The sequence below is a fragment of the Luteibacter sp. 3190 genome, assembly GCF_031456385.1.
GTDB lineage: Bacteria > Pseudomonadota > Gammaproteobacteria > Xanthomonadales > Rhodanobacteraceae > Luteibacter.
The window spans coordinates 2,035,501-2,055,970 of the sequence record NZ_JAVDUO010000001.1; the positions used below are offsets into that span (position 1 = coordinate 2,035,501).

Sequence of the window (20,470 nt, forward strand, 5' to 3'; positions counted from 1 at the left end):
CGCGGTTACAACGACCGCCGTGGCGCCACCAGCAGGTCGCCGAACAACAGCCCCGCGACCAGCGAGACCAGCAGCGTCACACCGAGAAGACCCGTGTCGACACCCAGCGAGGCGTCGCGATCCAGCAGGTACGACACGCTGCGGAAACTGACCGATCCGGGTACCAGGAGGATGATCCCCGGCTCGCGAACCACCGCGCCCGGTTGCTGCGCGTAACGGGCGTACACGTTGCTCAGCGAGCCCAGCAGCACGCCACCCACGAAGACGCCGAAGGGTGCGCCGGGCAGTGAACCGGAGATGCTTCCGCCCCACGTGGTGGCGAGATAACCGAGGATCACCGAGGCCATCACGACGGGCCAGTCGCGGCGCGCGGCCCGGAACAGAATCGCGAACGAGAACGCGCCCAGCAACAGGATGGGCCAGTCGGCCCAGCCCGGCAGCGGCGGCAGCGCGTAGTTGCGCGGTTCGATGCCGAATGCCTCACACAGCTGGCTCGCGGCCACGGTACCGAACGTGAGCTTGAGCAGGGTCGCCATGGCACCGCCCATGCGGGCGACGCCGGAAACGAGGTGCTGGCTCGATATCTCGCGAACGGCGGTCGTCAGCGCCATGCCGGGCATGAGCACGATCAGGCTACCGAGGATCACGGACTTCACGGCCAGCGGCACCAGATAGGCGCTGACGACGATGGTGATGACGGTCGCGACCATCGCGCTGATCGCCTCGCTCGCCGCCGCCAGGCGCGGCCGGCTGCCCGAGGCCACGGTGATGAGTCCGATGATCACGCCGATCACGCCGGCGGTGATGAGGTCGGGCCAGGAGCTGTGCAGCAACAACGCCACGACGGCGGCGGCGCAAAGCCCGTAGCTGGCGATGACGCCGAGTTCCGCGCGGAAGGTTTCGGGTGCCCCCAGTTTGCGCAGCAGATGAAAGCCTTCGCGCAACTCCATCTTGCCGTCGATGACGGCGTCCGCGATCCGGTCGGCCTCGCACAGGCGCCCCAGGTTCACGTCACCGGGGGGCAGGCGCATCACCTGCGTGACCTGGGCGACGCTCTCCTCGCCCTGTCCCAGATCCGCGAACGACACGATGATGGCCGTGGGACTGGACCATACCTCGGCGGACAGGCCCAGCCGTTGCGCCGAGCGCGAGACGGCCGTCTCGAGACGGGGTGCGGTCGTGCCGTACTGATGCAGCCGGCGGGCGAGTTCGGTAAGGAAGGCGATGCGGGTGTTGATCGCCGTCGTGGCGAAACTCACCGGTACCGCCAGCGGCACGGCTTCAGCCAACGTCCACCGCCTTCACGCGCAGGGTCGTGCCGTCGATGCCGATGACTTCCACCGGCGCGCCGAGCGGCAGGTCGGGCCCCGCGACGAGCCACATGCCGTCGCCGACCTTCGCCTTGCCGCGCCCGTTCACGATCGCCTCGCAAAGAACGAATCGCTGGCCGACCAGCTGCTCACCGCGGCGGTTCAGGCGCTCGTTGCCGTGCGGAATGCGCTCGATGCGCGGGCGCACCAGCTTCCAGTAGGCGAAACACGAGACGAACGCGAAGACACCGAACACGATGGCCTGCGCCAGAGCGCCCATGTCGGGCACGGCGAGCAGGACGATGCCCATGGCGGCGGCCGCGATGCCGATCCAGAGCATGAAGTAGCCCGGCAGCACCACCTCGCCGCCGATCAGCAGCAGCGCGACGATCCACCAGACGTAGTGCATGGCGACGTTTTCCATGGCGTCAGCGCGGCAGGGGCGGCGTGCGGTTGGGCGCGGCGTCGGCCGGAGGCCGGCCCTGCGCCGCCAGCGAATCCTTCGCCAGTTCCGCGATGCCGGCGAGCGAGCCGAGGATGCCCGTGGTTTCCATCGGAAGCAGCAACGTCTTCTGGTTGGGCGACTTCGCCATTTCCTTCAGCGCCTCGACGTAGTTGTTCGCCACGAAGTAGTTCAGCGCGTTGACGTCGCCTCCGGCGATCGCCTGCGAAACCATCGTGGTGGCTTTCGCTTCGGCCTCGGCGAGGCGTTCGCGCGCCTCGGCTTCACGGAACGCGGCTTCCTTCTTGCCTTCGGCCTCGAGGATGGCCGACTGCTTCTCGCCGTCGGCCTTGAGGATCGCCGCCTGGCGGAAGCCCTCGGCATCGAGGATGTTGGCGCGCTTCTCGCGCTCGGCCTTCATCTGGCGCGCCATGGCGTCGACGAGGTCGCGCGGCGGGGAGATGTCCTTGATCTCGATGCGGGTGACCTTGACGCCCCAGGGATGCGTCGCGTCGTCCACCACGCTGAGCAGCTTGGCGTTGATCGCGTCGCGCTGGCTGAGGCTCTCGTCGAGATCCATGGAGCCGAGCACCGTGCGGATGTTGGTCATGATGAGCGCGAGCGCCGCGGTTTCGAGGTTCGACACCTCGTAAGCCGCCTTCGCCGCGTCGAGCACCTGGTAGAACACCACGCCGTCGACGCGCACCACCGCGTTGTCCTTGGTGATGACGTCCTGCGAGGGAACGTCGAGCACCTGCTCCATCATGTTCATCTTGCGCCCGATCGCGTAGACGAACGGAATCAGGAAATGCAGACCGGGTGTCAGGGTGCCGGTGTACTTGCCGAACATCTCGACCGTCCACTCGTAGCCCTGCGGCACGATGCGGATCAGCTTCGCCAGCACGATCACGACCACCGCCACGACGACCAGCGCGACAAGACTTCCCATGGCCCGTTTCTCCCTCTCCCGATGTGTTCCGGGAGTATAGGGGAAGCGCCTCAAGGCGATTGCGTGGGCAGCACCAGCGTCACGCGGAGGCCGCCGCCGTCGCGATTGGCCAGCGCGATGCGGCCGCCATGCGCCTCAGAAATTTCGCGTGCCAGGGCCAGACCGAGGCCCGTCCCGGACCGCTTGGTCGAGTAGAACGGCAGCAGCGCCTGCGCGAGGACCGTTTCGCTCATCCCGGGACCACGATCGGCGACCTCCACCAGCATCTCGCGGCCGACATGGTGCACCGCGAGCGTGACCTCGTTCGCGTCGCCGCCGGCCTCGTGCGCGTTCTTGATCAGGTTGATCAGCACCTGTTCGACCTGGGTCGGATCGAACCAGCCCGGTTGGTCGGGCGCCGCCGCCACGAGCCGGAACGACGCGTGCAGCGCCAGGCCGTCGAGGAACGGCCCCCAAGGCACCTCGCGCGCCTGCGGGGTCGGCAGCTTGGCGAAGCTGGCGTAGCCGGCGATGAAGCTGTGCAGGTGCTTCGCGCGGTCGCCGATCGAGGCGAACACGCCGGGCAATCGGGCGAGGTCGCCGCGCCGTGCGAGCTCGGCCCCCGAATGCGACAGCGACGAAATCGGCGCCAGCGAGTTGTTGAGCTCGTGGCTGATGACGCGGATGACGCGCTTCCACGTGTGGACTTCCTGCCGCGAGAGCTCGCGCGTCATGCGCCGGTAGAGCTGCAGCCGGTGCGGGCGTCCCTGCAGCCGGAACCCCCGCTGCGACAGATGGAAGGTTTCTTCGCTGCCCTCCATCTCCACGGAGAAAAGGGCGTCCTCTCCTCCCTTCGCCGCCTCGCGCAGGCTTTCGGGCATGGATTCCAGCACCGTCCCGAAATCGAGGCCCGCGAGCGCCCTTCCCTCGTTGAACAGATGGCGCGCGGCGATGTTGGCGTAGGTCACCTTGCCCGCCGCGTCCGTGAGGATCAGGGCGACCGGCGTGTTCTGCACCACTGTATCGAGCAGCAACTCACGCTGCGCCAGGTGCTGCCGCTGGTCGCGCAGCGTCTGGCCCAGCGTGTTGTGCATGCGGATCAGGTCGCCGAGTTCGTCGCCACGCGAGGTGCCGATCGACATGCTGAAGTCGCCGTCGCGATAGCTCGCCACCGCGCTCTCCAGCGCGCGCATCAGGCGGCGCAGCGGTTCCACGAGCGCATGCGCGACCCATGCGGAAAGCGGCAGCAGCACCAGCAGGCAGATGACCAGCGCGGTGCGGCCGTCGAACGATTCCACCACGTGGATCGCGGGCGCCCTGCCCGCCTTCTCCGGCACTTCGCGGATCCAGGCGAGCACCTGCGGGAAGGGCCAGATGGAGACGCCGGCGAAGACCAGCGCGCCGACGATGGCCGAGCCGGCGACGACCAGCGTCATCTTGCCTTCCAGCGAGAGGGTCTTCATCCCGGCGCCCTGGTCAAACGGCCAGCCCGTAACGCTCCATGCGCCGGTAAAGCGCCTGTCGGGAGAGGCCGAGGTTGCTCGCGGCGCGACTCACCACGCCGCCCGCCGACGCCAGCGCGGCCTCGACCGATTCGCGGCTGGGCTCGTCGAGGTTGCGGGTCGCCACCGGCGCCGGCGGCGGCAGGTTCAGGTGCACCGGCTCGATGCGGCCGTCGGCGGCCAGCAGCGCGGCGCGCGCGATGGCGTTCTTCAGTTCGCGCACGTTGCCGGGCCACGCGTGCGCCAGCAGCGCTTCGCGCGCGTCCTCGCTGAGCGTGGCACGGCCATCGAGGAAGAACTCGGCGAGCGGAAGGACGTCGTCCACGCGTTCGGAAAGCGGCGGCAGATTCACGTCGATGACGTTGAGGCGGTAGTAGAGGTCTTCGCGGAAGGTGCCCGCGGCGATCATCGCCTTCAGGTCCGCGTTGGTGGCGCTGACCACGCGGACCTTGGCATGGCGCGTGCGACCCGAGCCGAGACGTTCGAACTGCCCCGTTTCCAGCACGCGCAGCAGCTTCATCTGCCCGGGCAACGGCAGGTTGCCGATCTCGTCGAGGAACAGGGTGCCGCCGTCGGCCATTTCGAAGCGACCCTCGCGCGCCTTGTTCGCGCCCGTGTACGCACCCGCGTCGGCGCCGAACAATTCGGCCTCGATCAGTTCCCCCGGCAGCGCGCCGCAGTTCACGGCGACGAACGGACCGCGACGGACCGCGGAATTGGCGTGGACGATCGCGGCGATGCGTTCCTTGCCCGCGCCGTTCGGCCCCGTGATCAGCACGGGCACGTCCGAGCGGGCGACCTGGCAGGCCAGCTCGACCGTCCGGCTCATGGCTTCCGAGGCGAAAACGAGGCCGTCGAGGTCGTAGCGGCTTTCCAGCGCCTCGCGACGGCGGCGCCGTTCCACGCGCGCGCGCGTGACCTCGCGCGTGGATTCCGAGAGTTCGAGCAGGTTCTCGACCGTCGCCAGCAGCTTGGTGTCGTCCCACGGTTTGGCGAGGTAATCCGCCGCGCCCGCCTTGACGAGTTCCACGGCCGCCTCGAGATGCGTCCAGGCCGTGAGCAGGATCACGGGCAGATCGGTGTAGCGCGACCGGATCTGCTTGAACAGCGCGATGCCCTCTTCACCCGACGTCGTATCGGCGGTGAAGTTCATGTCCTGGATGACGACGTCGACGCGCTCGCGAGCGAGCGTGGCCAGGCCGTCGTCCGGCGTCAGCGCGACGAGCGCGCGGATGTCGCGCAGGCTCAGCGCGAGCGAGAGCGCCTCGCCCACGGCGGGGTTGTCGTCGATGATCAGTACGCAGCGCATCTTGTCCCTTCGCATGAACGCATGGATGCCTCTCCCGGCGAAAGGGTTGCATCCCCGCCGGCATTCTTTCCCATTCTAGCCACGGGTGGCGACCACCGGGGGCACCGAGGCCGCCCGCAGCGCGGGCGCCAGCACCGCCGCCTGGCCCAGCGCCCAGAGGACCGCCGCTCCCACGGGCAGGTAGACCAGGGGCAGGCCCGGCAGTTCGTACTCGCGCATGAGCACGATGTTGATGCCGTAGGCGAGCACCATTCCGAGACCGATCCCCATGCTCGCCAGCAGGAAGTTCTCGGTCTGGAAGTAGCGGAGGATGTCCTTGCGGCTCGCGCCGAGCGCCCGGCGGATGCCGATCTGGCGTCGCCGCTGGCCGACCCAGAAACTCGCCAGCCCGACGATCCCGAGCGCCGTGATCACGAGCAGCGCGATCGAGACGGCGGCGAGCGTGACCGCGGTCGCGCGGTCGTCGGCGAAGAATCGCGCGCGGATGGCCGGATACGTCCGCGCACTCACGATCACCCGGCGCGGATCGAGCCGCTTCAGCGCCTTGACCGCGTCGACGAGCGCCTTCTCCGTTTCGCCCTCGCGCGCTCTCACGATATAGCCGCCCCCGGACGCCGGCACCATCCGCCACGGCAGGACGATCGAGTCGTTGGCGCGGTCGCGCGTGAAACCCGCCGCCCCGGGCAACCGCTCCAGGACACCGACGACGCGGAGGACGTCGCCATGCATGTACAACGTCCCGCCGAGCGGATTGCCGTCACCGAACAGACGCGTGGCGAGGTCGCGCGTGATCAGGGTCACCGTCGGACCGGGCGCCTTCCCCTCCAGGTGATCGTCGAGCCAGGCGTATTCGTCGGAACGAAAGAAGCGCCCCGCGACGAGGCGACTCCCGAGGAGCTCCGCCAGACCCTCGCCGTAGTAGAGCGTGACGGCGGTGGCCGTCGCCCCCTGCACGGGCGAGCGGCTCACGTCGCTGTTCCACGTGGTACCGCTGAACGGCAACGAGTTTCCGATCGTCGCGGCCTCGACACCGGGCAACCCACGCAGTTCGGCGAGATCGGCCTGCGCGCGCGCGTGGATGTCGCCACGCCGGCCGATGTCCGAGACGACGATGCGCATGAGGCGATCCTCGGCGATGCCGGTGGGCGTCATCATCCAGCCGAGCCGGTCGCCGATCAGGAAGATGGCGTTACTCACGATCGCGCACGTGAGCGCGATCTGCAGCACGAGGAGCGTCGCGGTCAGCCGATGCCGGCGCAGCGTCGAGAGGATGGGCAGCACGTCGAGGCGCATGGTCATTGGCTCTTCAGTTGCAGGGCGGCCGGGACGCGGCACGCGCGCCATGCGGGCACGACGCCCGCAAGCGCCGTGGCGACGATCGACGCCGCGAACGTCGCGGCCAGCATCGTGCCGTCGAGATGCGCCAGCTGCGCCGCGGCGGTCGACTGCAGGCGGACCAGTGCCAGTCCGAGCAACGCGAAGAGAAGGCCGCCGACGCCACCGGCGACGCCGATCAGCGTCGCCTCGACGACGAGCTGCGTGAACACGCTGCGCCGCGATGCTCCCAACGCCCGCCGGACCCCCAGCTCGCCCGCGCCTCGCATGAACTTCGCCAGCATCAGCCCCACCGTGTTGACGAGGCAGACGACGAAGAAGCCGAGCGCGATCCACACCTGCAGGCGGACGTCGCCGGGTACGACCTGCCGCTCGTCGAGGTAACGCCGCACGTTGGTCAGGTCCGACGCCGGCGGCCGGGTGAAGCGTCCGAGTGCGACCTGCTCGTGCGCGTAGCCATCGAGGAACGCGCGATACGACGCGACTGCAGCCGCGTCGTCCAGCTGCACCCAGAACTGCAGCCAGAGGCACGACGCGGCTTCCATCCGGTCGTCGTCCGTCCTGCCCTGTCCCCAGCATTCGATGCCGCCGTTGCGCTTCAGCTTCAGCTCGCGCGCCGTGAACAGCGGCACGAAGACTTCCTCGGCACCCGCGTATTCGCCGGTGGCGAGGTCGTAGAAATGCGGCACGGCGCGCCATGGCTCCAGCACACCGACGATCCGAAGATCCGCGCCGTCCACGTGGAGCGTGCGACCGACGCTGTTCCTGCCGTGGAAGAGCCGATCGTTCAGCGACGCGGCGATCACCGCGACGCGCGCGTGTCCGTCATCTTCCGCAGCGCTCCAGCCCGCCCCGAAGCGGAACGGCACGCCGAACATCGCGAAGAAATCGCCCGTCGTGTAACGCGCCGTCACCAGATAAGGATCGACCTCACGCTCGTCGGACTGCACCGCCGTCGCGCCCCCGACCATCAACGCCTGGCGCGCAGCCCGACGCGCGTGGAGCAGATCGACCCCGTCGGTCCACGTCACCTGCGACGGCAGCGCGGCGTACGGGTCGTAGCCGTCGCGGTCGCGTGGATCGAGCCGCGGCAGGAAGACCGATCCGCTGCGCCCCGGCAGCGGATCGCCCGACAGCACGTGCAGGACGGTCAACGTCGTCATGCTTGCCCCGATGCCCAGGGCGACGGCCACGATCATCAGCGCCGTCAGCGCCCTGCTTCGCCGAAAGCTGTGCAGGGCGAGCTCCAGGTAGTAACCGAACATCGACGACCCTTCAGACGCTGCGCGTGGCCTCGACCGGCGACACCTTGGAGGCCTTCAGTGCCGGCGCGAACACCGCCGCCTGACCGAGCGCCAGCAAGGCGACCACGCCGACGAGGATGTACGTGAACGAAAGACGCTGCATCTCGAAGTGCGTGAACATCCACTGGCTCATGCCGACGGCGAGGACCACGCCGACCACGACACCCGCCAGCGCGATCAGGAAGTTCTCGGTCATGAAGTAGCTCAGGATGTCGCTGCGCCGCGCGCCGAGCGCCCGTCGCACGCCGATCTGCTTGCGCCGCTGCCCGACCCAGAAGCTCGACAGACCCACGATGCCGGCGGCCGTGATGGCGAGAAGGACCGCGCAGACCACGCTCATGAGGATCGCCATGCCGCGATCCTTTTCGTAGGCGCGGCTGCGGACCATCTCGAACGTGCGCACGCCGTACTTCTCCGGCAGCACGCGCATGCGGTTCACGTCGTAGAGCGTCTTCGCCACGGACCTGAACACGGCATCCTGCTGGCCCGGCTTCGCACGCACCAGGAAGATCTGGTAGCTGCTGTTGAACGTCAGCGGCATGATCGTCACCATCTCCGGAAAGTCGACCTCGGTCCACGGCACGGTCAGCTTCGCGACGATGCCGACGATGGTCGAGGGGCGGCCCTTGGAGTAATACACCGTCTTCCCCAGGGCATCGCCATTGGGGAACAACTTGTCCGCGAGTTTCTTGGTCACGATGACCTGCGGCGGCGCCGGACGATCGTCGCGATTGAAAGGCGTGATCTCGCCGGCGTTGAAATTGCGGCCGGCGATCAGCTGCACGCCAAGCGTCTTCAGCGCGTGCTCGTCACCGAAGTACAGCGCCGTCTGGACGCCGTCCTTCTGGCCGTCCGGCTTCAGCTGCACGCCGGTGGACCAGCCACCCTGGCGCAGCGGAAAGGCGTTGGTGGCGTATGCATCCTCCACGCCCGGCATCGCGCGCAGGGCCTGGATGTCCGTCTTCACCAGCGGCACGTACGACGCCGGCGTACCGACGTAGCGATTCTGGATCGCCACGACGTCCGATTCGTTCATGCCCGTGGTGCGGCTCACGCGCTCGACGCGTTCGTGGACGATGAACAGGGCGTTGCACACGATGGCCAGCGTCAGCGCGATCTGCAACGCGATGAGGATCGTGCCGGCCTTGTGCCGCCGGAGGGCCGAAAGAATGGGTCTGATCTGCATGGGACGATCCTCAGTTCGACTTCAGCTGCCAGGCCGGCTGGACCTGGGCGGCACGCCACGTGGGGTAGAAGGCGGCGATCACCGAGGCGGCGATCGAGACGACGAGCGTCAGCACGACCAGCACCGGATCGAGCTTGGCGAGCCGCGCGATGGGTTCCGGGAAGACGAGACCGACGCCGAGGACGCCGAGGCCGGTCAGCAGGAGACCCAGCAGGCCGCCGGCGACGCCGATGGTGCCCGCCTCGATCAGGAACTGCGCGTAGATTTCCTTGCGCGAGGCCCCGAGTGCGCGACGCACGCCGATCTCGGGGGCGCGACGAAGGAACTTCGCCAGCAGGAGGCCCACCGTGTTGACCAGGCAGATCGCCAGGAAGCCCAGCGAGACGATCAGCGACACCTGCGACTCCGGCGGCACCACCTCCTGCACCGACAGCCAGTCGACGACGTTGCGCAGGCGGACGTTCGGCGCCCAGCGGAAGCGACCCGTGCGCTGCTGCTCGGCGGCGTAACCCGTGAGGTACTGGCGGTACGCCTGTTCGTCGGCCTTCGTCGGCAGCTCGGTCCACAGCGACAGCCAGATGCACTCCGAACGCAGATAGGCCTCCCACCCCTCGCCCGGCTCGGACACGCAATTGTTGTTGCCGTCGTTCGGGAACTTCAGGTCGACCGCGCGGTTGAAGGGAACATACAGCGCCGCGCCTTCGTCGAAGCCCTGGGTGTTCGGCACGTCGAAGAACAGCGGCTGCGGCGCCCAGTCCTCGATGACGCCGGTCACGCGGAACAGGTGGCCGTCGAGGTTGACCTGCTTGCCGACGCTCTGTCCGCCGTTGAACAGCTTGTCGTTGAGCGACTTCGTGATCACCGCGACGCTGGCGTGCTTCTCATCGTCGTCCAGCGTCCAGCCGCTGCCCTGCAGGAACGGCACGTCGAACATCGGGAAGAAATCGGCGCCCGTCGCGTACGCGCCTTCGCGCACCGGCAGTCGCGCCGGATCCTCGGGGATGACCGACACGCCGATCGGGTACGTCACCGTCTGACGCTTGGCCTTGTGCGCGCGCAGCAGCGTGGTCGCGTCGATGTACGTGAGCGCCGGCGGCGGCTCGTTCTTCTTGATGTTCTCCGGGCCCCAGTTGTCCACCTGCACGTTGAAGAGCACGTCGGACTTCTGCGGAATCGGATCGCGCGACGTCGCGCGGAACACCGAATAGGTGGTCATCGACGCGGCCACGCCGAACCCGATGGCCATCACCATGAGGGCGGTGAGCATCGGGTTGCGGCGCAGGCTGCGCAGGCCAAGCTGGAGGTAGTAACTGAACATGGGGCCCCCGGGACGGTAGGGTCGGGATCAGGAATGCGCGGCGTGGGCGTGCGCGTGGAAGCGTGGCTCCTCCGCGAGATCGACCACCTGCCCGTCGATCACGTGGACGTTGCGCTGCGCACGGGCGGCGAGTTCGGGGTCGTGCGTGACCATGACGATGGTCGCGCCCTCGCGATGGATCTCCTCGAGCAGCTCCATCACGCCGCGCGCCATCTGCGTGTCGAGGTTGCCGGTGGGTTCGTCGGCCAGGAGCAGGCGCGGCGAGCCGGCCAGCGCACGCGCGATGGCGACGCGCTGCTGCTGACCGCCCGAGAGTTCGGCGGGGTAATGCTTGGCGCGCGATGCCAGTCCGACGCGCTCCAGGGCATCCATGATGCGCTGCTTGCGCTCGGCCGCCTTCATGCCGCGGTAGCGCAGCGGCACCTCGACGTTGTCGAACACGTTGAGGTCGGGAATGAGGTTGAACGCCTGGAAGATGAAGCCGATCTTCTCGTTGCGGATGCGCGAGCGCGCGTTGTCGTCCAGCTGGCTCACTTCTACGCCGTCGAGGTGATAGTGGCCGCCCGTGAACGTCTCGAGCAGGCCGGCGATGGTGAGGAAGGTGGTCTTGCCCGAGCCCGAGGGACCGGTGACGGCGACGAACTCGCCCTCCTTCACGTCGATGTTGAAGTCGCGCAGGGCGTAGGTCTCGACGACTTCCGTGCGGTAGACCTTGGCGAGGTGGGTCATCTTGAGCATGGGGTGTCCCTCGGGTGATGGTGTGTGGTGTGGTCGGTCAGCGGCTGATGGCGACGTGTTTCGCGTCACCGAAGGTATCGGCGCCGGAAACGACGATCTTGTCGCCTTCCTTCAGGCCGTCCAGGATTTCGACCTTGTCGATGCTGCTCGCACCGACGCGGATGTCGCGGCGGTCCGCCATGCCGTCGTTGACGACATAGGCGTAGCGGCCGGCGCTCTCGTCGACGAACGAGCCGCGCTGCACGGTGAGCACGTTGTCGCGACGGTCGAGCAGGATGCGCACCGAGAGGCGCTGGCTCTGGCGAAGCTGTTTCGGCGTGTCGCCGTCGAAGCGCAGGCGCGCCGACACTTCCCCGTTCACCACCTCGGGCGACACGGCGCTCACCTTGCCGTCCCACTGCTTGCCGTTGCCGCTGATCTCGCCCGGCATGCCGATGGCGAGGTCGCGCGCGAAGCTCTCCGGCACCTTCATCTCGACTTCGAGCGCCGACAGGTCGATGACGCTGAGCAGCTGGGCATCCTTCGCGACCGTGGCGCGCTCGGCGATGAAGAGCTGGCCGACCTGCCCGTCGACGGGCGACTTCACTTCGAGGTCGTCGACCTGCCGCTCCAGGTCCTTCACCATCAGCACCTGGCGATCGTGGGCGAGCTTCTTCGCCTGCACGTCGAACGTGAGGCTGTCGTTGTCCATCGCGAGATCGGTCTTCGCGTGCTTGGTGGTGATCTGCGCCTTGTCGAGCGTCGACTTGGCCTTGTCCACGTCGGCTTCGGGCACGGCGCCCTTGCTGAAGGCGCCCTGGTAGCGCTTGAGATCACGCTCGGCGGTAGTCTCGTCGACGCTCGCGTTGTCGAACGCCTTCTGCAGCTCGGAGCGCTTCTTCTTCGCCTCGATCTGCGAACGGAGGTACTCGACCTCCATCGCGTCGGCGGCGGATTTCTCCTGCGCGAGCTTGCTGGTCAGCTCGGGGCTGGTGACGACGGCCAGCACCTGGCCCTTCTTCACCACATCGCCCGCATGCACCTTCAGCACGACCGCGCCGGCGGATGCCGCGTACATCGTCGGGCTCACTGCCGCGACCACCTTGCCCTCGGCCGCGATGTCGCGGACGAAGGGGCCGCGGGTGACCGTGGCGAAGTTCAGGCGCGACGCGCTGACCGAGCTGTCCGCCGAAAACATCGTCGCGACGCGCGGCGCCGCCAGCGCGAGCAGCGCCACGGCCGCGACGCCGCCGCCGATGAGGAGGAGCTTGCGGTGCCGGTTCGGGCGGACTTCGACGAGACGGTCCTGAGCGGAGGTATCGCGGATCATGTTGGCTTCCCTGAGGTGCTTGCCGATCCATGCAGCAAGCGCCGTGCCAAGAGATGAACCCCCGTGGCATCAATAACTTAGCCTCGACCTCGCAGGCAACATAGTGTCCGCGGACAGATCGCGCGGACACTTGGCCGCGGCCGGGCAGATGGGTACAAATCGTGTCTTTCCGCCAACGACCGTCCGGCGCGGGTTACATGACGAGCGCGCGGACTGCTACGCGGTTGCTTACGTCGAACGGCATATCGACGAATGCAACTCGACGCGGCAAAACGGAACAACATCCAGGGAGGGTAAGATCATGGCCACTAAGTCAGCGATCAGAGTCATGGTGCTCGGTGAGCCGGGGCAGGGAAAAACGACGCTTCTGAATGCGCTGTCGAAAGTGAGCAACTCACTCTACGGCACCCGCGTTTTCACATATGAGGATATCCCGACCCGCCGCGAACGAGTGAACGATTCCGACATAAGGTACGAGTGGAAGGAGATGGAGGCTCAATCCAGCACCCGTACGCTATATTTGGCCGAAACCTCCGACACAAACGCACTGACGACCTGGATTTTCGCGCAGCCGAACCGGCTCTCCGGTACCGGTGCCCTCTGGGTTTGCTCGGCTCTGGAATATCCTGGTGAAACGGCGCGGAAGCAGCTGGAATTATTGCGCGTAGCCGCTATCCGCGACATCGTCGTCTTCCTTGGCAAGGCAGAGACCGCATCCGAACGACAACTGGTCAATGTGGAGGCAGCGATTCGCTCGATGCTGCAGGAGCTTGGTTTCGCGGCGGATTCCACACCTGTCATTCGAGGATCGGCGCAGGACGCTCTGAACGATATAGAACCCGCCCTTGGCGCCGAAGCGGTGGCCGCATGCATGGACGCCTTCGATGTCGCAGTGACGCTTGAAGCGAACAAGCCGCTGATCATGGAACTGAAAGATGTTTCGACCGACGGTAGCAGTTTCTGGGGCCTAGTCCGGCGCGGAACCCTTAGGACTGGACAGGCCGTTGATCTCGTAGGCCCTCGCGCAAGACAGACGGCGAATGTAACGAGAATCATCCGATATGGCGAAGAGGTGACCGAAGCATCGCCGGGTGACGTGACCTGCAGTCTGAGTATCCCGGTCGACCAGCCTTTGGCGGTCATGAACCGCTCGGGTCCGGTTGTGGTCGGGGCGCAGTCTATGGACGCTCACACCTCCGTGGAGATCCACGCGTACGTGGTAAAGGCAGAGAACACCGGCGGGTATGGCCTACCCCTGATCTCCGACACGCGGGCGATCTCCGCCAGACTTCGGGTGTGGCATTTCGACGTTAGCTGCACAGTGCAAATGCTGACGGGAGAGTTGGCCACGCCTGGCAGCCGGGTGGTCTTGTCCTGTGTTGTCCACGATGCGGTGGCACTCGAAGCGGGGACTGCCGTCACCGTGTTCGTTGACAAAAGCACGGGACCAATCGTTGTTAATGGCTTCGTATCAGTCTTGAAGGAGTGAGGGGCGCGGCGCCGACTCACCATACGTTATACGTTGGAGGCACCAAGCTGCGATCCGCGATCAGCTTCTTGCGCGCCCTTCGCATCAACGCTGTTCCGTGGTGGCGCAAGAGGAACCGTAGCTCACTTCCGCGGCCACCGACACGGCGATGTCGCGCGCGACTCCGCGACCGAGGGACGAGATCGGCGCGTCGCAGGTACCGAGCACGGTGAAGCCCGCCATGCGGCGGCGCGTGAAGCAGAGCACGCGGGCGCGCGACGCCCGGAGCCAGTCGCGATCGGGAGCGCGGTGAACGGGCGCATCGGACGGCATCGCGCCGGCGAACAAGCCGTCCCACGCGAGGTAATCGGTGTCCGGCAGGAGATAGATGCGGGCGACCGTGTCGCCGTCGCGGCTCACGCAGTCGATCCACTCGCGTGGACCTTCCGCGGTGATCGCGCACGTGAGGCCGACATGGTGGGTCGCCAGCAGCGGCGCGAGTCCCGCGGATTCGACCAAGCAGCCGTGCGGTCGTGCGGCTTCGGCCGACGTCGCGATGTCCTGCCGCGCGAGGTAAAGCACGCCACCGAGCTGCCCGAGCCCCTCGAAGAGCGTGCGAGGCTTCAGTCGCAGCCAGCGCGTGGTGGCGTTGGAACGGGCGCGCGACTGCACGCCGAAGGATGCGAGCCAACCGAACATGGACGTCTCCCGAAGACGAAAGCGTTGCGAAGGGTGCCTGGCTGGGCGGTCCGGGGAGAACCCGCGTGGCTTGGCGTCGGGGAGAGGGTGACGCTTATTTCGTGAGGATCAGCTTGTCGTTGCGCGTCAGGCGCAGGTGGTACTCGCTGCCCTCGTGCTCGATGACGAGTTCGCGCGATCCATCGAGCAGGTTCTTGCTCTGGATGCGGCGTGCGGCGACCGGCGCCGGACGGAGCGGCACGACCCTGTCACGGCCGCCGTTGTCGGTCAGGGGGAGCGTACGAAGAAGCATGGTCTTGACTCCGCTGATGGGTGCGGAGTTGATGATAATGATTCTCACTTGCGCGTCAAGCGATCCTCTCCGCGTGGGAGCGCACCTGGGCGCGATTCGGTCTTGCCGAGGCTCCGGGATCGCGCCCAGGTGCGCTCCAACAGCCTCTCTTGTCACCCCGTTTGTGCTTTTTCTCATGCCTGGAACGATCAAGCCATGAAATGAAGGGCCTACAGAACCCACGTAGCCAGCGGCCCACAGCATCGTTCGACATCTTCCGATTGTCATAAGCCCACCTCATGGGTAAGCATTCCGCGTCGTTCACAAGGAGTGTTTCCATGATGCTCGCCTGGAAGGCGTTGGTCATCGTCCTCGCGACGCTCGTCGCGTCCGCCGCCGCGGCCTACGGGTCCGGCTTCCTGATCTACCTGCTCCTGTCCATCGACGCGCCGGTGCACTGGGATACCGCGTGGGGCTACGCGCGGGTGCTCGATGAGCCACCGTACCGGGCCTTTGCATGGCGCATCAAACTGGGCATCGGGCTCGGATGCGCCCTGCCCTTTCTCGCCTGGTGCGCGCTGCTGTGGCCCGTCGTGCGGTCGCTCTTCCGGGACGGCCCGGGCGCGGAGTCGACGCATGGCGACGCCCGCTTCGCGACGCTGGCCGACCTGAAGAAAGCCGGCCTCCTGACCCGCACGAGGCAAGGCATCCTCATCGGCAAGTACCGAGGCCGGGAGCTGTGGCTGGGCGGCGCCCAGCATGTCATCACCATCAGTCCGACGCGCTCGGGCAAGACCGCGAGCGTCGCCAAGCCGGTTGCGCTCTCGTACGAGGAGTCGATGGTGGTGCTCGACGTGAAGGGCGAGCTGTACCAGGACACCAGCGGCTGGCGCGAAGCGCAGGGCCAGCTGATCCGCGTGTGGGCACCGTACGACGACGCAGGCAACACCCACCGCTTCAACCCGATGACCGTGCTCGACGGCATGGTCCCGGGCAAGCGCATCGGCGAGATCCAGACCATCGCGGCCATCCTCTATCCCGACGCGCCCGGGCAGGATCCGTTCTGGATATCGCAGGCCCGCGCGGCGTTCACGGCGTTCGCCTCGTACCTGTTCGAAGCGTGGGACCACGGCCTGGCGACCACGCTTGGGCCCAGGCCCGACGTCAACACGTCCGATGCCTTCCCGTCCTTCGAACGGATCCTGCGGCTCTCCAGCGGCGACGGCGAACGCGGCACGAAGGCCATGCTGCAGCTGATCCTGAAGAAGCCCTGCTTCGCCTTCGTCAGCACGCAGACGCGCACCGTGTTCCGGAACCTCGCAAGCCTCTCCGAAGACACCTTCTCGTCGGTCATCGCATCCATGCAGGCGCCGCTACAGCAGTTCCTGAGTCCCATCCTGGCGGCGGCGACGAACGCCACCGACATCGACGTGACCAGCCTGCGCCGCCGGCTCACCACCCTGTACGTGATCATTCCGACCAACAAGCTCGACGAGAGCGCGAAGCTGCTCAACATCTTCTTCAGCAGCGTCATCGGCAACAACCTCGACAAGCAGTTGGGCGAAGAGCCGGAACTTAAGCACCAGATGCTCATGCTGATGGACGAGTTCACGGCCATGGGCAGGGTCGACGTCTGGGCGAAGCGGATATCGATCTCGGCCAGCTACGGCGTGCGCGACCTCTGCATCGTGCAGAGCCGCGCCCAGCTCGACGGCACCTACGGCGAGAACGACGCACAGAACTTCATCACCAACCATGGCGCGCAGATCGTCTTCGCCCCGCGCGAGCAGGCCGACGCCAACGCGTACAGTGAAATGCTCGGCTACCGGACCGTCCGCAGGAGCCAGCGCAGCACCAGCCGTGGCGGCAGCGGGCACCAGGTGTCGACCAGCCACTCGGAAGAGCGCCGCGCCCTGCTCCTTCCGCAGGAGATCAAGGAACTACCGTCCGACGACGAACTGATCTTCTACGAAGGCTGCAAGCCGATCCGCGCGCAGAAGAACTGGTTCTTCAAGGACAAGGTGTACCGGCAACGGGCGAGCCTGCCGCCCGCGCGGATCGTGCGGCCCACGGAGCATGCGGCATCTCCCGCGACCCAGTCCGAGTTCGCGGCGAAGCCGGCGACCGAGGCCACGCGCGTCGCGCTGGCCAGCTGACGATCAAGGATGCGCATGAGTCTTCTCACATCGATCCTCTTTTTTCTGCTCCAGCCTTCGACACCGGCTTCCACCGCGCCAACGAAGCATTTCAGCCCGCCCCCGTTGAACCCGCATCCCAAAGAGGCCCTGCACGTCACGGTGTCCTTCGATCGCCCGGAAGATGCAAGTCGATACACCGTAGCCATGAAAGCGCGCTACTGGAATCAGCAAAGGGAATGCGGATACGTCGAGCCTGACTGGAACCGTCGTTTCGTTTATCCGGAAGGGATCGTTGATATTCCCAATCAGAGCCGCAGAGCAGACCGGGCAGAGTTCGACATCTATCTGGATCGCTACATCAGGGGAACCTGCAGCTGGGAGTTTGCATCCCCCGACTTCACCATTCGTGACACCTATACGGGCATCGAACTGACGGGCGACTGGGGACTCCGCGATGACCTGAATCCCGGCGCCGAATACAGAGCGATCTGCCCCTTTCGGCGCAGTGAGTATTCGAAGGGCTGCTTCGGCAGGCACCCGGTCCCGGATTCGCCTTGGTACAACCAAATTCCCGCCGAGAACCGCATACCCATCACAGTTCGGGTCTCGCAGAATTCCACCTCGCTTCGTCAGCGAGTTCCGGGCTTCTTCGACGACTTCCTCGAACCAGTGACGCCAAGCGAACCAACCTCCTCGGCATCACCAAGCGAAACGCATTTATAGAAGCACCCATCCAAGGAATCGGATATGCATCGACCACGCGAGAAACGGTTCGACCCTATCGGGCACCTGATTCCGAAGCCTCACCAGACCCACCCGCCATCCGGGCACATGGCACGAGAGAGCACGATGGGAATGACATCTCCGAAGTCACTTCGACACGGCATTGCAGCTGCAATCCTGATGACGGCCCTTCCAAGCGCGGTCGCGCAGACAAAGGTATTTACGCCACCCCCTCTGAATCCTCACCCGAAGGAGGCGTTGCACATCACGGTGACTTTCGATCGCCCGGAAGACGCCAGACGCTACACCGTGTTCATGAGAGCGCGTTACCGGAATCAACAAACCGAGTGCGGCTACATCGAGCCTGACTGGAACCGGCGCTTCATATACCCCGAAGGCGTGTTCGACATTTCCAATGAGAGCTCGGACCCGGTGCAAGCAAGGTTCAGCATCTACCTGGACCGATACAACGCGCACGAATGCAACTGGGAGTTTGCTTCGCCGTCAATTTGGGTTAAGGACAGCCTGACTGGCAAGCTCGTCACCACGTTTTGGGGGCTTCGTGAGAGCTTGGTACCCGGCTCCACGTACAAAGCGGTTTGTCCTTTCCTCGACAACGAACACGTGCGGCGCTGCCTTGGCGGCGGAGAAGCCGTGCCTGAAACGCCGCTCTACCGCGGCATACCTGCAAGCAACCGTATACCTATCACTATCGAAGTATCCGCAGACTCGGCGCCGCTACGACCTCGCATGCCAAGTCACTTCAGCAACTTTGCTCGACCATCCCCATCCACTGATGAGCGGACTACACCGCAGGCCAATCCTGCAGACTGATATCAACTATCCAAGGAATCGGATATGCATCGACCACGCGATAAACGGTTCGACCCCATCGGGGACCTGAGTCCGAAGCCTCGCCAGACCCACGCGCCATCTGGGCACATGGCACGAGAGAGCATGATGGGAATGACATCTCCGAAGTCATTTCGACACGGCATTGCAGCTGCAATCCTGGTGATGGCCATTCCGGGCGCAAGTGCGGTCGCGCAGACAAAGGTGTTTACGCCTCCCCCTCTGAATCCTCATCCGAGAGAAGCGTTGCATATCACCGTTTCGTTCGATCGACCGGAGGACGGCGATCGCTATTCCATCATTCTGAGCGCGCACTATCAGAACCAGCAGCGCGAGTGCGGTTATGTCGAGGACAACTGGAACCGGCTGTTCATCTATCCAGAGGGCACGTTCGAGATCCAAAACAAGAGTCGCAACCCAAGAAAGGCAAAGTTCGACGTCTACCTCGATCGCTACAACCGAGAGCAGTGCAACTGGGAATTCACCTCTCCACAGATTCGAGTGCTCGACACCTATACAGGCAAATTTCAGATTCCGGATTGGGGTGGGCGCGAAGACCTACGTCCCGGCACGACATACCGGGCGACATGCCCGTTCCGAAACAGCGAGTTCGCGCAACAGTGCTTTGGTAAACACCCTGTGCCCGAGACAGCCCTTTACGAGGCCGTCCCCCAGAGCCGACGCATCCGAATCACCGTACATGTTCGAGAAGACTCCGCACCGTTACGACCCAGGAGCCCGAGCTATTTCGACAATTTCGTGAGTCCGTTGCCACAACTCGATACACAGACCGTGCCGCCAGCGCCTGGCGGCAGAGACTAACCGCAGTCATCCAAGGAATCGGATATGCCTTTGCCCCATTATCAAGGAACTCAGAGCGCCCGGGCGGAAAGGGAGTCGCACCCTACGAGCAAAGCGAGCAGGCAGTCCACCGCATACGCGATGCCGGTGAGAGGAAGAACGGTCACATGAACGCTCGTCAACAGATGGCCATCTCACTCATCCTGCACTCGATGCTCTTCGGCTGCACCGAAAAGAAGGATCTGAGCCCACCACCACTAAACCCCCATCCCACGGAGGCACTCCACGTCACCGTTTCTTTCGATCGTCCAGACGATGCCAATCGCTACACGATCATCATGGAGGCGCTCTACCAGAATCAACAGAGCGAATGCGGCTACACCGAGGGCAGTTGGAACCGTCGCTTCATCTATCCGAAGGGATCGTTCGAGATTCCGGCCACTGCGCGCTACTCGGGACAGGCGAAGTTCGACATCTATCTCGACAGATATAACCGGGCGTCCTGTAACTGGGAGCTCGCGTGGCCAGACTTCTCAGTGCGTGACAACTACACGGGGAAGGTGCTGACTGGGGAGTGGGGAACGCGCAAAGACCTTTCTCCCGGCAAGACGTATAGAGCGATATGTCCGTTCAGCGATTCCGAGTATGCACAGCGATGCTTCGGTAGCCAGCCGATACCGAACACGCCTCTCTACAACAGTATCCCTACAGAGAGGCGCATACCGGTGACCCTTCGTGTATCGAAGGATTCCGCGCCGCTGCACCCTGAACCGACGAGTCACTTCGAGAATTTCGTTCGACCCGTGCCGTAAGCCGACGTTCCATCGCCGACACCGG

The 20,470-nt window shown here is 65.5% G+C and carries 19 protein-coding genes; 6 read left to right on the forward strand and 13 right to left on the reverse strand.

Annotated elements, in window-relative coordinates; genetic code table 11:
- Positions 1-5 precede the first annotated feature (5 nt).
- From J2X58_RS09230 to J2X58_RS09280, 11 genes are all read right to left on the reverse strand, one after another.
- On the reverse strand, positions 6-1,289 hold the full coding sequence (locus J2X58_RS09230) for a threonine/serine exporter family protein (RefSeq protein WP_310047737.1): 1,284 nt from the start codon (positions 1,287-1,289) through the stop codon (positions 6-8).
- On the reverse strand, positions 1,282-1,719 hold the full coding sequence (locus J2X58_RS09235) for an NfeD family protein (RefSeq protein ID WP_255364485.1): 438 nt from the start codon (positions 1,717-1,719) through the stop codon (positions 1,282-1,284). Before J2X58_RS09235 ends, J2X58_RS09230 begins: the two co-directional genes overlap by 8 nt.
- Positions 1,720-1,738: 19 nt before the next feature.
- Positions 1,739-2,701, reverse strand: coding sequence for an SPFH domain-containing protein (locus J2X58_RS09240; protein WP_090052210.1), 963 nt, complete (start codon positions 2,699-2,701; stop codon positions 1,739-1,741).
- A 50-nt stretch (positions 2,702-2,751) separates the two neighbouring features.
- Positions 2,752-4,143 carry an ATP-binding protein gene (locus J2X58_RS09245; RefSeq protein ID WP_090052208.1) on the reverse strand — a complete coding sequence of 464 codons (1,392 nt, stop codon included), beginning with the start codon at positions 4,141-4,143 and terminating at the stop codon, positions 2,752-2,754.
- A 13-nt stretch (positions 4,144-4,156) separates the two neighbouring features.
- Positions 4,157-5,491: a sigma-54 dependent transcriptional regulator gene (locus tag J2X58_RS09250; RefSeq protein WP_090176609.1), complete on the reverse strand. Its 1,335-nt coding sequence runs from the start codon at positions 5,489-5,491 to the stop codon at positions 4,157-4,159.
- Between the two features lie 75 nt (positions 5,492-5,566).
- Entirely contained in the window at positions 5,567-6,790 is a 1,224-nt protein-coding gene (locus J2X58_RS09255; protein WP_310047739.1) for an ABC transporter permease, read from the reverse strand.
- Entirely contained in the window at positions 6,787-8,091 is a 1,305-nt protein-coding gene (locus J2X58_RS09260) for an ABC transporter permease (protein ID WP_310047740.1), read from the reverse strand. Before J2X58_RS09260 ends, J2X58_RS09255 begins: the two co-directional genes overlap by 4 nt.
- Before the next feature lie 10 nt (positions 8,092-8,101).
- On the reverse strand, positions 8,102-9,316 hold the full coding sequence (locus tag J2X58_RS09265) for an FtsX-like permease family protein (protein ID WP_310047741.1): 1,215 nt from the start codon (positions 9,314-9,316) through the stop codon (positions 8,102-8,104).
- Between the two features lie 10 nt (positions 9,317-9,326).
- The gene (locus J2X58_RS09270) at positions 9,327-10,634 is read right to left on the reverse strand and encodes an ABC transporter permease (RefSeq protein ID WP_090176621.1); all 1,308 of its coding nucleotides are present in this window, start codon (positions 10,632-10,634) and stop codon (positions 9,327-9,329) included.
- Between the two features lie 27 nt (positions 10,635-10,661).
- Positions 10,662-11,372 carry an ABC transporter ATP-binding protein gene (locus J2X58_RS09275; protein ID WP_090052197.1) on the reverse strand — a complete coding sequence of 237 codons (711 nt, stop codon included), beginning with the start codon at positions 11,370-11,372 and terminating at the stop codon, positions 10,662-10,664.
- A gap of 37 nt (positions 11,373-11,409) precedes the next feature.
- Positions 11,410-12,681 carry an efflux RND transporter periplasmic adaptor subunit gene (locus J2X58_RS09280; RefSeq protein WP_090052195.1) on the reverse strand — a complete coding sequence of 424 codons (1,272 nt, stop codon included), beginning with the start codon at positions 12,679-12,681 and terminating at the stop codon, positions 11,410-11,412.
- Between the two features lie 301 nt (positions 12,682-12,982).
- Here J2X58_RS09280 and J2X58_RS09285 point away from each other — a divergent pair, with 301 nt between their 5' ends.
- Positions 12,983-14,170 (forward strand): hypothetical protein, encoded by a 1,188-nt coding sequence (locus tag J2X58_RS09285; RefSeq protein ID WP_310047744.1) that lies wholly within the window; start codon positions 12,983-12,985, stop codon positions 14,168-14,170.
- A gap of 84 nt (positions 14,171-14,254) precedes the next feature.
- On the opposite strand, the gene J2X58_RS09290 is transcribed toward J2X58_RS09285, so the two are convergent.
- Together J2X58_RS09290 and J2X58_RS09295 are read right to left on the reverse strand one after the other, a co-directional pair.
- The gene (locus J2X58_RS09290) at positions 14,255-14,848 is read right to left on the reverse strand and encodes a hypothetical protein (RefSeq protein WP_310047747.1); all 594 of its coding nucleotides are present in this window, start codon (positions 14,846-14,848) and stop codon (positions 14,255-14,257) included.
- Positions 14,849-14,942: 94 nt separating this feature from the next.
- A complete protein-coding gene (locus J2X58_RS09295) occupies positions 14,943-15,140 on the reverse strand; it encodes a hemin uptake protein HemP (RefSeq protein ID WP_090052189.1) in 198 nt (65 codons plus the stop codon).
- Positions 15,141-15,457: 317 nt separating this feature from the next.
- Between J2X58_RS09295 and J2X58_RS09300 the strand changes: the two genes are divergently transcribed.
- The 5 genes from J2X58_RS09300 (at position 15,458) to J2X58_RS09320 (ending at position 20,445) form a co-directional block, all read left to right on the forward strand.
- The gene (locus tag J2X58_RS09300; protein ID WP_310047748.1) at positions 15,458-17,275 is read left to right on the forward strand and encodes a type IV secretory system conjugative DNA transfer family protein; all 1,818 of its coding nucleotides are present in this window, start codon (positions 15,458-15,460) and stop codon (positions 17,273-17,275) included.
- Between the two features lie 15 nt (positions 17,276-17,290).
- Positions 17,291-17,980, forward strand: coding sequence for a hypothetical protein (locus J2X58_RS09305; protein WP_310047749.1), 690 nt, complete (start codon positions 17,291-17,293; stop codon positions 17,978-17,980).
- 132 nt (positions 17,981-18,112) lie between these two features.
- Positions 18,113-18,814, forward strand: a complete 702-nt coding sequence (locus J2X58_RS09310) for a hypothetical protein (protein WP_310047750.1) — start codon at positions 18,113-18,115, stop codon at positions 18,812-18,814.
- A 123-nt stretch (positions 18,815-18,937) separates the two neighbouring features.
- Positions 18,938-19,654, forward strand: a complete 717-nt coding sequence (locus J2X58_RS09315; RefSeq protein ID WP_310047752.1) for a hypothetical protein — start codon at positions 18,938-18,940, stop codon at positions 19,652-19,654.
- 146 nt (positions 19,655-19,800) lie between these two features.
- Positions 19,801-20,445, forward strand: coding sequence for a hypothetical protein (locus J2X58_RS09320; protein ID WP_310047754.1), 645 nt, complete (start codon positions 19,801-19,803; stop codon positions 20,443-20,445).
- The last annotated feature ends 25 nt before the right edge of the window (positions 20,446-20,470 follow it).